The organism is Amycolatopsis iheyensis, from assembly GCF_024703995.1.
Classification (GTDB): Bacteria; Actinomycetota; Actinomycetes; order Mycobacteriales; family Pseudonocardiaceae; genus Amycolatopsis; species Amycolatopsis iheyensis.
In genome coordinates, this window is record NZ_JAMXQV010000016.1 from 1 (window position 1) to 13,639 (window position 13,639).

Sequence of the window (13,639 nt, forward strand, 5' to 3'; positions counted from 1 at the left end):
CGCCGGGGGCACGGCCGCGGCGGCCGCCGTCCCCGCGCTGCCGGCGGGCGCCGGCGGCGGGCCCCGGGGCGGCCCGGCCGACCCGTGCGGCCGGTTCACCGCCGCGGTCTGCCAGGCCTACACCGAGCTGGGCACCACCGGGCAGGCGAGCCAGGCCAGCGTCGATCTGCTGCGCCGCGTCTCCCCCGTGTCCGTGACGGACAAGATCACCGTGCCGACGCTGCTGGTGCAGGGCGAGAGCGACACCCTGTTCGGCCTCGACCAGTCCGACGCGACCGCCCGGCAGATCACCGAAGCCGGCGGCAAGGTCCGCACGATCTGGTACACCGGCGGCCACGACGGCGGCAAGCCGGGACCGCAGCTGCGCGGCAAGATCGGCGACTTCCTCTGGACCGCGGTGAACGGCGGCGACCCGGGCACCGGCTTCAGCTACGACGTCCAGGGCACGTTGCGCGCCAACGGAACGCCGTCGGTCCGCACGGTCAGCGCCGACACCTACCCCGGCCTCACCGGCCCGGCCACCGAACGCCGGCTGCTGCCGATGACCGGCCCCGCCCAGGCCGTGGTGCGGCCGGCCGGGGCCAACCCCTCGGCGGTCAGCGGGATCCCCGGCCTCAACGGCGTCGCGAGCAGCTCGTCGCGCCTCGGCGCGCTGTTCAGCAACGACCCGCCGGGCCAGGCCGCCCAGTTCACCACCGCGCCGGTCGACGGGCAGATCGTCGTCAGCGGCTCGTCGACCGTGCGGCTGCAGGTCGCGGCGGACCCGGCGCACCCGCAGCCGGACGCGGTGCTGTTCGCGAAGCTCTACGACGTCGGGCAGGACGGCTCCCGCGTGCTGCCGTCGAACGCGATCGCGCCGTTCCGGGTGAGCGGGCTGCCCGCCAACGGCAACCCGGTCGAGGTCACCGTGACGCTGCCCGGCATCGTCCGCCCGATCGAGGGCGGGCACTCGCTGCGGCTCGTCGTCGGCACGACCGACCAGGCGTTCGCCTCCCCGGCCGCGCCCGCGGTGTTCCGGGTCGCGCTGGCCGGCGGCACCGCGCTGGCCGTGCCGGTCGTGCCCGGGACGTCGGTCGGCTCGCCGGCTCCGGTCGGGCAGCTGGTCGGCATCGGCGTGACGCTGGCGATCGCCTTGGCCGTGGTGCTCTTCGCCGCGCTGCGCCGACGCCGGGCCACCGACATCGATCCGGCACTGGCCAAGACCCCGCTGGTCATCGAGGGGCTGCGCAAGCAGTACGCGGGTGGGTTCGTCGCGGTGAAGGACCTCTCCTTCCGCGTCGAGCCGGGGCAGGTGCTCGGCCTGCTCGGGCCGAACGGCGCGGGCAAGACGACCACGCTGCGGATGCTGATGGGTCTGATCACGCCGACCGAGGGCAGCATCCGCGTTTTCGGCCACAAGATCACCGGTGGCGCGCCCGTGCTCTCGCGCATCGGCTCGTTCGTCGAGGGCTCCGGCTTCCTGCCGCACCTCTCGGGCCGCGAGAACCTCGAGCTGTACTGGGCGTCGACCGGGCGGCCGGCCGAGAAGGCGCACTTCGGCGAGGCGCTGGAGATCGCCGGGCTCGGCTCGGCCGTCGAACGCCGGGTGCGGACCTACAGCCAAGGCATGCGGCAGCGGCTGGCGATCGCCCAGGCGATGCTCGGCCTGCCGGAGCTGATGGTGCTCGACGAGCCGACCAACGGGCTCGACCCGCCCCAGATCCACCAGATGCGCGAGGTGCTGAAGCGGTACGCCGCGACCGGCCGCACCGTGGTGGTGTCCAGCCACCTGCTGGCCGAGGTCGAGCAGACCTGCACGCACGTCGTGGTCATGCACCGCGGCTCGCTGGTGGCCTCGGGCGAGGTCGGCGAGCTGGCCGCGGCCGGCGGCGAAGCGACGTTCCGGGTCGACGACCCGGCCGCGGCCGCCGCGGCGCTCAAGGCGCTCAGCGGCGTCACCGACGTCGACGTCGAAGGTGAGCTCGTGCACGCGAACCTCGGCGAACTGCCGCGGGCCGAAGGAGTGGCCGCGCTGGTGCGCGCCGGTGTCGCGGTGGAGCAGGCCGGGCCCCGGCGCCGGCTCGAAGACGCGTTCCTGCAACTGGTCGGAGATGAGTCATGAGCGAGGGTGTGCACACCGATCCGCACGCGCTCGACGAACTGAGCGACGTCGCTTCGGCCGAACACGCCGGTGTCGGAGCGGACGGCGCGGTCGAGGGGTACGCGGCGCGCCGGACGCTGCGGCTGGGCGTCGAGCTGCGGCGTCAGCTGAAGCGGCGGCGCACGCAGTTCCTGCTCGGGTTCGTCGCGCTCCTGCCGTTCATCCTGGTGATCGCGTTCGAGGCGGGGCAGTCGAACCCGAACCGGCGCAGTGGCGGGTTCGTCGACCTGGCGACGGCGTCCGCGCCGAACTTCGTCGTGCTGGCGTTGTTCGTGTCGGGGACGTTCCTGCTGCCGATGATCGTGGCGTTGTTCTTCGGCGACACGATCGCGAGCGAGGCGTCGTGGTCGAGCCTGAAGTACCTGCTGGCCGTGCCGGTGCCGCGGCAGCGGGTGCTGCGCCAGAAGGCGATCGTGTCGGGGCTGCTCTCGGCGTTCGCGCTGGTGCTGCTGCCGTTGGTGTCGCTCGGTGTCGGGGTGCTCTGGTACGGCGCGGGCGACGCGATCAGCCCGACCGGCGACGCGGTTTCCTTCGGCGACAGCCTGCTGGCCATCGCACTGTCCACTGTGTACATCATCCTGCAGCTGGCCTGGGTGGCCGGGCTGGCGCTGGCGCTGAGCGTGTCGACCGACGCCCCGCTCGGCGCGGTCGGCGGCGCGGTGCTGGTGGCGATCCTGTCGCAGATCCTGGACCAGATCACGGCGCTGGAGGGCCTGCGCAACTACCTGCCGACGCACTACGCGTTCTCGTGGATGGACCTGATCTCGACGGACGTCGACTGGACGAACCTGGCGAGCGGCATGCTGTCGGCGGTGCTCTACGGGACGGTGTTCTTCCTGTACGCGGGACGGCGGTTCGCCCGCAAGGACATCACGAGCTGACGTGGCCGCCGTCGAGGGCCACCAACCGCCCGCGCCGCTGGTGAAGGCGTTCAACGGGGTGCTTCGCGTGCTGCTGCCGAGCCCGCTCGGCCGCGGCGTCCGCGAGTTCCTGCTGCTCGCCTTCACCGGCCGCCGGTCGGGGCGGCGCTACCGGGTCCCGGTCACGGCGCACCGCGACGCGGCCGGGTTGTACGTCCTCACGCCGGCCGGCTGGCGGCACAACTTCGCCGGCGGCGCGGACGCCGACGTCAAGTTCGCCGGCCGGACGACGCCGATGCGTGGCGTGCTCCTCGACGACGAAGCGGTCGTCGTGGCCCTCTACCTGGACCGGATCACCGAACTGGGGCTTCGCGGCGCGGCGCGGCAGATCGGCCTGCGCTTCCCGGCCGGCCGGCTGCCGACCCGCGACGAGGTCACCGAGCTGGTGCGGCGCGAGCACTTCGGCGTCGTGCGGTTGAGCGCCCCCACCTGAGCGGTTACGGTCGGGCGCGTGCCGATCAAGCTGGAGAGCCACCAGGACATCGCCGTGCTGCGGATCGACCACGGCGGCGCCAACACCCTCGACACGGACTCGTGCCGTGAGCTCGTGCTGCGGCTGGAGGAGGTCGCGCAGGCCCGCGCGGTGGTGCTCACCGGCACCGGGCGCATCTTCTCCGCGGGGGTCGACCTCAAGCGGGTCGACGAGGGCGGCGCGTCCTACGTGTCGGAGTTCCTGCCGGCGCTGTCCGACGCGCTGCTGGCCGTGTTCGGCTTCGCGCGTCCGGTGGTCGCGGCGCTGAACGGGCCCGCCATCGCCGGCGGCGCGGTGCTCGCCGCCGCGTGCGACCACCGCGTGCTCGGCACCGGCTCCATCGGCGTGACCGAGCTGCTGGTCGGGGTGCCGTTCCCGCTGGCCGCGCTGGAGATCCTGCGCTGCGCCTACGGCACCGCGCCGCTGCCCTCGCTCACCTACTCGGGTGAGGTCTACGGCGGCGAGGACGCGCTCGCCCGCGGCCTGGTCGACGAGCTGGTGGCCCCGGCGGACGTGCTCGAGCGGGCGCTGGCCGTCGCGACCCGGCTCGCGGAGCTGCCGGCCGAGGCGTTCGCACACACCAAGGCGCAGATCCGGCAGCCCTTCCACGAGCGGATCGCCGAGCACCGGCACACCGACGACCCCGAGGTCGAGCGGCTGTGGCGGGCCCCCGATGCGCTCGCCGCGGTCAAGTCCTATGTGGACAAGGTGCTCCGCTAGACCGCCGGGACGCCGCTTTCGGCGAGGGCCTTGATGCCCTCGACCGTCTTCTGCATGTTGGCCTGCAGCTCCCCCAGCCGCATCGCGACGATCTCGTCCTCGTGCTCGGGCATCGAGCCGATGATCGCGGTGAGGTTCGACGGGCCGGGGCCGATCCGCGCCCACTGGCGCAGGATCGTGCCGTCGCCGTCCGGGACGAGCTCGAAGCGCCACGACGCCGCCGGGTCCGTCACGTCGTTCACGGCCCAGGCGAACAGGCGCCCGGGCTCGTACCCGGTGATCGTCGACACCGTCTCCCATTCGCCGGCGACGGGGTGGGCGTTGCGGCCGGTGAACCGCGCGCCCAGGCCGGGCTCGCAGCCCGGCACCCAGCCGCCGCCCTGGAACTCGGTCGAGAACCGGGCCGGCAGGTCGACGTCCACCAGCCAGGCCCAGACGTCGGCCGGCCCCGCGGCGATGCGCACCTCGACCTGGGTCGTCGGGCAGTCGGAAACCTTCATGGCGGACCCCTCGCTCGCTGCCGGTGCCTACGGCTTCGGACCGTAACGCGGCGCGGAACGCGTGAACAACTCGCACAGTGCCACACCCGGCGGCCGCGCCACCCGCCGAAAGTCGCATCCTGACCGCAGCTGCGCCCGGACAGCCGATTGCCGACCGCGGCCGATTCTGTGAAGGTCCCACGGTGGGTTCCGGGACTGGGGAGGGTGCTTCCATGCGCAGACTGTTCACCGCGGTCGCGGCCCTGCTGGCGGTGGTCGGGCTGGCGCCCGCGGCGGCCGCGGCGCCCGACATCACGGCAGCGCTGGCGAAGATCCCCGGGCTGACCGTCGTCAAGGAGGACCCGGCGCCGGCCGGCTACCGGTTCTTCGAGCTGACGTTCACCCAGCCCGCCGACCACCGGCACCCCGGCGCGGGCACGTTCCAGCAGCGGTTCACCCTGCTGCACCGCGACTTCTCGGCGCCGACGGTCGCCTTCACCAGCGGCTACAACGTCAGCACCGCACCGAACCGGTCGGAGCCGACGCAGATCGTCAACGGCAACCAGCTGTCCATGGAGTACCGCTACTTCACGCCTTCGCGGCCCCAGCCGGAGAACTGGGCGAAGCAGCTGACGATCTGGCAGGCCGCGGCCGACGAGCACCGCGCGGTGCAGGCGTTCAAGGCGATCTACCCGGGCAAGTGGCTGGCCACCGGCGGCAGCAAGGGCGGCATGACCGCCACGTACTTCCGGCGCTTCTTCCCCGACGACGTCGACGCGACGATCCCGTACGTCGCGCCCAACGACGTCATCGACCCGGTCGACGTCTACAACCGGTTCCTCTCGCGGGTCGGCAACGACCCGGCGTGCCGCGACAACCTGAAGGCGATCCAGCGCGACGCTTTGAAGCGGCGTGACGAGCTGGGGGCGATCGCCGCGGCCGACGCGGCCAAGCGTGGGTTGACGTTCTCGATCGTCGGCTCGGCCGACAAGTCTCTCGAGATCTCGGTGATCGACTCGTACTTCGCGTTCTGGCAGTACCAGACGCAGGCCGACTGCGCGACGGTCCCGAAGGCCGGCGCGCCCGCGGCCGAGGTCTACGCCTGGTACGAGAAGGTGGAGAGCCTCAACACCTACTCCGACCAGGACCTCGAGCCGTTCATCCCGTACTACTACCAGGCGGCCGCGCAGCTGGGCTCGCCCGAGGCGTACGACGGCTACCTGCGCGACCTGCTCCGCTACCCGGGCGCCGACCAGCCGAAGACGTTCGTGCCGTCGTCGGTCCGGATCCCGCGCTTCGACTACCTGGCGATGCCCGACGTCGACTTCTGGGTGAAGTCCCGCGGCACGCGGCTGCTGTTCGTCTACGGCTCGAACGACCCGTGGGGCGCGGAGCCGTTCGAACTCGGCTTCGGCAGCCGCGATTCGTACCGCTACTACGTCCAGGGCGGCAACCACGGGTCGAAGATCGCCCAGCTGGCCCCGGCGGACGCCGCCGCGGCGACGGCGACGGTCCGGCGCTGGGCCGGGCTCCCCGCGACGTCGGCGCTGACGGCTCGCAGCGCACCCGCCGGGTTCCCCGACTTCGACGCGGACCTCACCCTTTCGGAGCGGCCACCCCTGTGAGTTTCCCCGGGCCGGGCGTAGTCTCACGGCACCTTGCCGGCCCGGCCCGAGGAGGCCACGATGCCTCGTCCCGTTCACTTCGAGATCCACGCGGGCGAACCCGAACGCGCGGTGGAGTTCTATTCGGCGGTGTTCGGCTGGAAGTTCGAACGCTGGGGCGAGGCGCCCTACTGGGTGATTTCCACGGGCGAGGGCGACGGCATCGACGGCGGCCTGGTGCCGCGCGTCGGCCCGCCGCCGGCGGAGTCGGCCCCGGTCCACGGGTACGTGAACACGATCGCGGTCACCGACCTCGACGCGGCGCTGGCGTCGGTGAGCGACGCGGGCGGATCGCTGGCGCTCCCGAAGAACCCGGTGCCGGGCGTGGGGTGGCTGGCGTACTGCAAGGACACCGAGGGCAACATCTTCGGCATGCTGCAGCCGGACTCCGAAGCACCGGCACCCCAGGTGTGAGAGCTAGGGACGCTGGGCTTTCGGCAGCCGGCGGACGACGTCGTCGTAGGAGGCGTCGATGAGCTCTTCGAGCTCGGGAACCGCGTGGCCGAGGTCAACGCGGTTCCAGCCGTAGCGGCCGAGGTAGTCCATGACGGTGACGGCCTCCGGATGGCGTTCCCGGAGCTCGGCGGCTTCTTCCTTGGTGGCGCCGCACTTGAGCGCGACACTGCCGGGTGGCTCCTGGCCGATGAAGGCGAACCCCTTGCCACCGACCTTGGCGACGAGGACGTGGTCCCCGAAGGGATAGGTCTCCTCGGCCCCGGGCTTGCCGAGACAGTAGGCGACGACGGCTTCGATGTTCACGACTCGAGTCCGACCAGTTCGAGGTCGGTCTGCGGGAAGTCGTCTCCGGTGCAGAGCAACGGTTCCCCCGCGACGAACGCGGTGGCATAGGTGAGGCAGTCCCCGAAGTTCAGGCCGGCCGGATGCCGCCCCTTGCCGAACCGCATGAAGGCCACTTGCGCCGACCGCCAATGCGCGTCACCGACGGAGATCACGTCGAACCGCCGCTGCTGCAGGAAGTCCGCCAACAGAGCCTTTCCCCGCGGGCCTTCCTTGTGCACCAGGACGAGAGTCGTCTCGACCAGCGTCGGTGCGCCGATACGGCAGGACCGGGCGGAACCGATCGCCTGGCCGAGAGCCTTCGCCATGGGTTCGCCGGTGATGGTCGCGATGATCGCGGAGCTGTCGATGATCACACGCCACCCGGCCCGTAACCGAGGATTTCTTCGCGCTCGGCCTTGCCGATCGGCACACCCCGGTTTTCGGGAGACACCTGAGGCCAGATTTCCTCTTCGAGAAACCGGACGAACGCGGCGCCGTCACGAGCAGCGGTTTCCCGCGCCACCAGCTGATCGCGACGCAGCCGCAAGGCCTCCCGGACGGCGCCGGTCTTGGTGTCGCCCGTCAGTTCGGCGACCTCGGCCGCGAGCCGCTCGGCCTCCGGGTCCTTGATGTTCATCGCCATGGTGTAATGGTACTGGCGATGGTGTAATACTTCCATCGCCCGTCCCCCTCGCCGGCCGGCCGCTACTTGATGCCCGCCGCGTCCATGCCCCTCAGCTCCTTCTTCAGGTCCGAGATCTCGTCGCGCAGCCGGGCCGCCAGCTCGAACTGGAGGTCGCGAGCCGCCTGCATCATCTGGTCCGTCATCTGCTGGATCAGGTCCGCGAGCTGGGCGCGCGGCATCGCCGACACGTTCTTGTCGACCAGCATGCCCGAGCTGCGCACCCGGTCACCCTGCTCCGGCTTCTTGCCGCGCGAGGAGTTGCGGCCCGAGCCGCCCACCGAGACCTGCTCGGAGTCCTCCGCCTCGCTGTACACGCGGTCGAGGATGTCGGCGATCTTCTTCCGCAGCGGCTGCGGGTCGACGCCGCGCTCTTCGTTGTAGGCCACCTGCTTCGCGCGGCGGCGGTCCGTCTCCTCGATCGCGTGCTGCATCGAGTCGGTGATCTTGTCCGCGTACATGTGGACCTCGCCCGACACGTTTCGCGCCGCGCGGCCGATCGTCTGGATCAGGGACGTCCCGCTGCGCAGGAAGCCCTCCTTGTCCGCATCGAGGATCGCCACCAGCGACACCTCCGGCAGGTCGAGGCCCTCGCGCAGCAGGTTGATGCCGACCAGGACGTCGAAGTCGCCCGCCCGCAGCTGCCGCAGCAGCTCCACCCGGCGCAGCGTGTCGACCTCCGAGTGCAGGTAGCGCACCCGGATGCCCAGCTCCAGCAGGTAGTCGGTGAGGTCCTCGGCCATCTTCTTCGTCAGCGTGGTGACCAGGACGCGCTCGTCCTTGTCCGCGCGCTCGCGGATCTCGTGCACCAGGTCGTCGATCTGGCCTTCGGTGGGCTTCACGACCACCTTCGGGTCGACCAGGCCCGTCGGCCGGATGACCTGCTCGACGAACTCGCCGCCCGCCTGGCCCATCTCGTACGGCCCCGGTGTCGCCGACAGGTACACCGTCTGGCCGATCCGGTCGGAGAACTCCTCCCAGGTCAGCGGCCGGTTGTCGACCGCGCTCGGCAGGCGGAAGCCGTACTCGACCAGGTTCCGCTTCCGCGACATGTCGCCTTCGTACATGCCGCCGATCTGCGGGACGGTCTGGTGCGACTCGTCGATGACCAGCAGGAAGTCGTCCGGGAAGTAGTCGATCAGCGTCGCCGGCGCGGTGCCCGGCCCCCGGCCGTCGATGTGGCGCGAGTAGTTCTCGATGCCGGAGCAGAACCCGACCTGGCGCATCATCTCGATGTCGTAGGCCGTGCGCATGCGCAGCCGCTGCGCCTCCAGCAGCTTGCCGCCCTTTTCCAGCTCGGCCAGGCGCTCTTCGAGCTCCTTTTCGATGCCCTGGATCGCCTTTTCCATCCGCTCCGGCCCGGCGACGTAGTGCGTGGCCGGGAAGATCCGGACCTCGTCGACCTCCTTGACGATGTCGCCGGTCAGCGGGTGCAGGTAGTAGAGCTTCTCGACCTCGTCGCCGAAGAACTCGACGCGGATCGCCAGCTCCTCGTACGCCGGGATGATCTCGACCGTGTCGCCGCGCGCCCGGAACGTGCCGCGCGCGAACGCGATGTCGTTGCGCGTGTACTGCACGTCGACCAGCGCCCGCAGGAAGACGTCGCGGTCGAGCTGCATGCCGACCTCGAGCTTCGAGGACCGGTCGAGGTAGGACTGCGGGGTGCCAAGGCCGTAGATGCAGGACACGCTCGCGACCACGATGACATCGCGGCGGGACAGCAGGTTCATCGTCGCCGAGTGCCGCAGCCGCTCGACGTCGTCGTTGATCGACGAGTCCTTCTCGATGTAGGTGTCCGTCTGCGCGATGTACGCCTCGGGCTGGTAGTAGTCGTAGTAGCTGACGAAGTACTCGACCGCGTTGTGCGGGAACAGCTCACGCAGCTCGTTGGCCAGCTGCGCGGCCAGGGTCTTGTTGGGCGCCATCACCAGTGTCGGCCGCTGGACGCGCTCGATCAGCCACGCCGTGGTCGCCGACTTGCCGGTGCCGGTGGCGCCCAGGAGCACGACGTCCTTCTCGCCGGCGTTGACCCGGCGTTCGAGGTCGTCGATGGCCGCCGGCTGGTCACCGGCGGGCTGGTAGTCACTGACCACCTCGAACCGGCCGCCGGTCCGCGGGATCTCCGAGACGGGCCGGAAGTCGGACTGGGCGAGTACGGGGTGTTCGGTTGCGAAAGCCACGGGAACCAGAGTAGGCCCCACCACCGACAATTTCCGTCGGCCCTGGTCAGCGGGGGCGGAACGCGGTGACGGAGGCGACTTCGGCCCGGCGCGGCGTCGCCGCCGAAGCAGGACGCCGGCACGCGGTCGGGGCCCGGTCGGGGCCCGGTCGGCGGCCGAAACCGCGCGCGAGCCCCGGCCATCGCGGTCCACCTCAGCAGTTGCAGTCACAACAGGAGCAACAGTCGCAACAACCGTCACAACCGCCGCAGTCACAACCGCCGGCCGAATGCGGATTCCCGCTCCACGGCCCGGGGTAGGGATCGCGGCAGCAGAACTGGCAGGTGCAGCACATGTACGGCGTGAGCGCGCAGCCGAGGAAGAAGTTCCGCTTCTTGGGCGGGACGGCGAACTTCGGGTACCAGAGGCCGCCGCCCTTGCCGTCCAGTGACTCCGGCTCGGGGTCGCCGGGGCCGCCACCGCCCGGGCCACCAGGACCTCCAGGGCCTCCGGGACCACCGGGGCCACCCGGGCCACCAGGACCTCCAGGGCCACCTGGGCCTCCAGGCCCACCAGGGCCGCCCGGGCCACCTGGGCCTCCGGGCCCACCAGGACCTCGAGGGCCGCCGGGACCACCCGGCCCACCGGGGCCACGCGGGCCGCCCCCGCCCGGCCCGGGCGCGCCGGGCGGCGGAACCGGCCCCGGCGGCGGAAACCCTTGCGGCCGCGGAGAACCACCCCACCCGGGCGGCCCCTGAGGCGGGTACGGCGAAGGCTGGTACGGATGTTGCTGCGGCCTCGGCCCAGGCCCGATCCACCCGGGCGGCGGCTGTTGCCCGGCGGGGTCGCCCGGCCACTGGCCACCGCCCCCGAGCACCAAGCCCGGCTCGACACCAGGTGCCGCGCGATCACCGGACTCCGAGCCCGGCTCGGCTCCAGGTGCCGCGCGATCACCGGACTCCGAGCCACGCCCAAGCACCGAACCCGGCCCGGCACCAACCCCACGCACCGCACAATCACCGGACTCCGAGCCATGTCCGGGCCCCGAGTCCGCCGCGTGCACCGCACAATCACCGGCCCCCGCACCGAGCCCATGCGCCACCCCATGCCCGAACGCCCGCCGCACCGCCTGGCGCAGCTCGTGCACCAGCAACGCGTGCACCAGCCCGGGCGACGCGAACTCGGCCTCCCGCAACGCCAGCTCGACCCCGAGCACCGCGTCGTCGCACAACCGCCGTGCCTCGGCGAACGACGTTCCCGTGGCCGACAGCGGGTTCCACGCTCCCGCCGCCTCGTCGGCCGCCCGGTCCTCGACCGCGTCCAGCAGGTGGGCCACTCGGCCGAACAGGCGACCCGCCTCGGCCAGCGGTGCCGCGTTCCCCGGCCGTCCGGCCAAGGCAGCCGTCCGGGCGAAGGCCGCCGACGTGGCCAGCTCCGCGGGCTCGGTCGCCAGCAACGGCGAGTCACCGAGGCCGACCACCCGCTCCACCGAAGCCTGCCGCGCGACCGCGTCGGTCAGCACCGCCGTGTCGAACCCGACCCGGCCGCCCGTGCGGCTCCCCTGCTGCGACCAGCGTGCCGCGACCCGGCGGGCCGCGAAGGCCACCGAGCGCCGGCCGAACGCGCCGTCGGCGTCCGAGACGTGGTCGCCGATCTTCGCCGCCGCCAGCACCAGCGACACCGCCGCCGCCAGCTGGGCTCCTTCACCGCGGGCGACCGACGTCGAACGCATGCCCCGCAGCGGGCACGGTCCGGCGTCGCGGCGCAGCTCCACGCGGGGTGTCTGCGCCTCGACCAACGCCGAAACGATCAGGCCGTCGTAGTTGGTGACGACGCGGGCGAGCTGCCCGTGTTCGTCGCGCAGCGTGAGGCAGAGCCCGCACAGGTGCGCCAGCCAGTCGGCGTGCAGGTTTTCCGGCAGCCGGTGCCGGCACGGCCTGATGATCCCGAACATCCCCAGCCCCCTCGATCACGGTCGGCGCACCTTAGCCCGAACGTGTGGCGCGCGCGGCGGGAGTACGCGATTCGTGACCGGCCCGGCAGGATGACCGCATGGCCGCACTGCACCCGCCGAAGGTCGAGGTCTTCGACCCCGCCGAGCGCGCGAACATCGACCCGAAGGGCGTGCTCCGCGAAGTCGACGAGTACCGCGAAGAGCCGTTCGGCCTCTACCTCGCCCGCCCGACGCCGGGCCGCGCCCAGTTCCACTACCTGGAGTCGTGGCTGCTGCCCGGCTTCGGCCTGCGGCTCACCGACTTCTGGTTCTCCCCCGGCCACGAACGCGACCAGGACTTCTACCTCGACGTCGTCCGCGTCCACCGCGACGGCCCGCGCTGGGTCGCCACCGACCTCTACGTCGACCTGGTGCTCAAGGACAAGCTCTCGCTGCGGGTGATCGACACCGACGAGCTCCTCGAGGCCCACGCCGCCGGCCTGCTCTCGGCCGAAGACGCCGAGTACGCGCTGAAGACCACCTACGCGACCGTCGAGGGCCTGGCCGCACACGGCTACGACCTCGCCGCCTGGCTGTCCGCGAAGGACATCACGCTCACCTGGCGGCGGCACTCGTAGCGGCGACGCATCCTCCGAACGGTGGATCCCGGGTCCTCCGCCGGAGGACCCGAGGTCGGACCGTTGTGATGATTCGCCGGAGGGGGTCCGCGCGCGATTCTCGATCCATCGGAACACGGATCGAGAAGGGGACGGCGGATGCCGGTCATCGAGGTCGAGCACCTCCACAAGCGGTACGGGGACAAGGTCGCGGTCGAGGACGTGTCGTTCACCGTCGAACGCGGGGAGATCTTCGGCATCCTGGGCCCGAACGGCGCGGGCAAGACGACGACCGTCGAATGCCTGGAAGGGCTGCGGACACCCGACCGCGGCCGGCTTTCGGTGCTGGGCCTGGACCCGCGAAGCGACCGGGTGGAGCTGCGCCAGCGCGTCGGCGTCCAGCTGCAGGAAGGCCGGCTGCAGGACAAGCTGCGCGTCGGCGAGCTGATCGACCTCTACGCGGCCTTCTACCGCGAGCCCGCCGACCCGGAGCGGCTGCTGAGCACGCTCGGGCTGGCCGAACACCGGAACACCGCGTACAAGAAGCTCTCCGGCGGGCAGCAGCAACGGCTGTCGATCGCGCTCGCGCTGGTCGGGAGCCCGGAGGTGGCGGTGCTCGACGAGCTCACCACCGGCCTCGACCCCCAGGCCCGCCGCGACACGTGGGACCTGATCGAGGCCGTCCGCGACCGGGGCGTGACGATCCTGCTGGTCACGCACTTCATGGCCGAAGCCGAGCGCCTCTGCGACCGGATCGCGGTGATCGACGCCGGGCGCGTCGTCGCCGTGGACACCCCGGCCGGGCTGGTCGCCGGGGTCACCGACGAGCAGGTCGTGCGGTTCCGGCCGTCGGCGCCGCTCGACCCCGGCGCGCTCGAGGCGCTGCCCGAGGTCCGCCGGGTCGAGACCCGCGGCGGGCAGCTCGTGGTCCACGGCCACGGCAACGTGCTCCACGCCGTGACGTCGCAGCTGGCCCGGCTCGGGGTGATCGCCGGCGACCTGCGGGTCGAGCAGGCCGGCCTCGACGACGCCTTCGTCGCGCTGACCGGCCACCGGCCGGAATGAGGGGGAAA

14 protein-coding genes are annotated in these 13,639 nt (G+C 71.9%); 8 read left to right on the forward strand and 6 right to left on the reverse strand.

The features are described 5' to 3' along the window. From M8542_RS27890 to M8542_RS27905, 4 genes are all read left to right on the forward strand, one after another. Positions 1–2,101 (forward strand): ATP-binding cassette domain-containing protein (locus M8542_RS27890; RefSeq protein ID WP_257923225.1); only part of this gene is annotated, 2,101 nt, incomplete at its 5' end. Next, entirely contained in the window at positions 2,098–3,021 is a 924-nt protein-coding gene (locus M8542_RS27895; protein ID WP_257923226.1) for an ABC transporter permease, read from the forward strand. The genes M8542_RS27890 and M8542_RS27895, both read left to right, overlap by 4 nt. Position 3,022: 1 nt before the next feature. After that, entirely contained in the window at positions 3,023–3,493 is a 471-nt protein-coding gene (locus M8542_RS27900; RefSeq protein ID WP_257923227.1) for a hypothetical protein, read from the forward strand. 18 nt (positions 3,494–3,511) lie between these two features. Further along, positions 3,512–4,252, forward strand: a complete 741-nt coding sequence (locus tag M8542_RS27905) for an enoyl-CoA hydratase/isomerase family protein (protein ID WP_257923228.1) — start codon at positions 3,512–3,514, stop codon at positions 4,250–4,252. On the opposite strand, the gene M8542_RS27910 is transcribed toward M8542_RS27905, so the two are convergent. Next, positions 4,249–4,752: an SRPBCC family protein gene (locus tag M8542_RS27910; protein ID WP_257923229.1), complete on the reverse strand. Its 504-nt coding sequence runs from the start codon at positions 4,750–4,752 to the stop codon at positions 4,249–4,251. The two genes, M8542_RS27905 and M8542_RS27910, sit on opposite strands and share 4 nt — an antisense overlap. Positions 4,753–4,964: 212 nt before the next feature. Between M8542_RS27910 and M8542_RS27915 the strand changes: the two genes are divergently transcribed. Both M8542_RS27915 and M8542_RS27920 read left to right on the forward strand, forming a co-directional pair. Then, positions 4,965–6,356: a S28 family serine protease gene (locus M8542_RS27915; RefSeq protein ID WP_257923230.1), complete on the forward strand. Its 1,392-nt coding sequence runs from the start codon at positions 4,965–4,967 to the stop codon at positions 6,354–6,356. A gap of 60 nt (positions 6,357–6,416) precedes the next feature. Beyond that, positions 6,417–6,809: a VOC family protein gene (locus M8542_RS27920; RefSeq protein WP_257923231.1), complete on the forward strand. Its 393-nt coding sequence runs from the start codon at positions 6,417–6,419 to the stop codon at positions 6,807–6,809. Positions 6,810–6,812: 3 nt separating this feature from the next. Here the strand turns inward: M8542_RS27920 and M8542_RS27925 are convergent, their stop codons facing one another. The 5 genes from M8542_RS27925 to M8542_RS27945 all read right to left on the reverse strand — a co-directional run bounded on the left by M8542_RS27925 (position 6,813) and on the right by M8542_RS27945 (position 11,970). Further along, complete coding sequence (locus M8542_RS27925) at positions 6,813–7,154, reverse strand: MmcQ/YjbR family DNA-binding protein (RefSeq protein WP_257923232.1); 342 nt, start codon at positions 7,152–7,154, stop codon at positions 6,813–6,815. Beyond that, positions 7,151–7,549 carry a type II toxin-antitoxin system VapC family toxin gene (locus M8542_RS27930; protein ID WP_257923233.1) on the reverse strand — a complete coding sequence of 133 codons (399 nt, stop codon included), beginning with the start codon at positions 7,547–7,549 and terminating at the stop codon, positions 7,151–7,153. The genes M8542_RS27925 and M8542_RS27930 overlap by 4 nt, the downstream gene beginning before the upstream one ends. Continuing rightward, positions 7,546–7,818, reverse strand: a complete 273-nt coding sequence (locus tag M8542_RS27935; RefSeq protein ID WP_257923234.1) for a type II toxin-antitoxin system VapB family antitoxin — start codon at positions 7,816–7,818, stop codon at positions 7,546–7,548. The genes M8542_RS27930 and M8542_RS27935 overlap by 4 nt, the downstream gene beginning before the upstream one ends. A gap of 62 nt (positions 7,819–7,880) precedes the next feature. Next, positions 7,881–10,037, reverse strand: coding sequence for an excinuclease ABC subunit UvrB (gene uvrB / locus M8542_RS27940; protein ID WP_308210294.1), 2,157 nt, complete (start codon positions 10,035–10,037; stop codon positions 7,881–7,883). Positions 10,038–10,230: 193 nt separating this feature from the next. Next, a complete protein-coding gene (locus tag M8542_RS27945; protein WP_257923235.1) occupies positions 10,231–11,970 on the reverse strand; it encodes a DUF5685 family protein in 1,740 nt (579 codons plus the stop codon). 98 nt (positions 11,971–12,068) lie between these two features. On the opposite strand from M8542_RS27945, the gene M8542_RS27950 reads away from it, so the two are divergent. Further along, positions 12,069–12,587 (forward strand): ribonuclease FAU-1 family protein, encoded by a 519-nt coding sequence (locus tag M8542_RS27950; protein WP_257923236.1) that lies wholly within the window; start codon positions 12,069–12,071, stop codon positions 12,585–12,587. A 138-nt stretch (positions 12,588–12,725) separates the two neighbouring features. After that, a complete protein-coding gene (locus M8542_RS27955; protein WP_257923237.1) occupies positions 12,726–13,631 on the forward strand; it encodes an ABC transporter ATP-binding protein in 906 nt (301 codons plus the stop codon). Positions 13,632–13,639 lie beyond the last annotated feature (8 nt).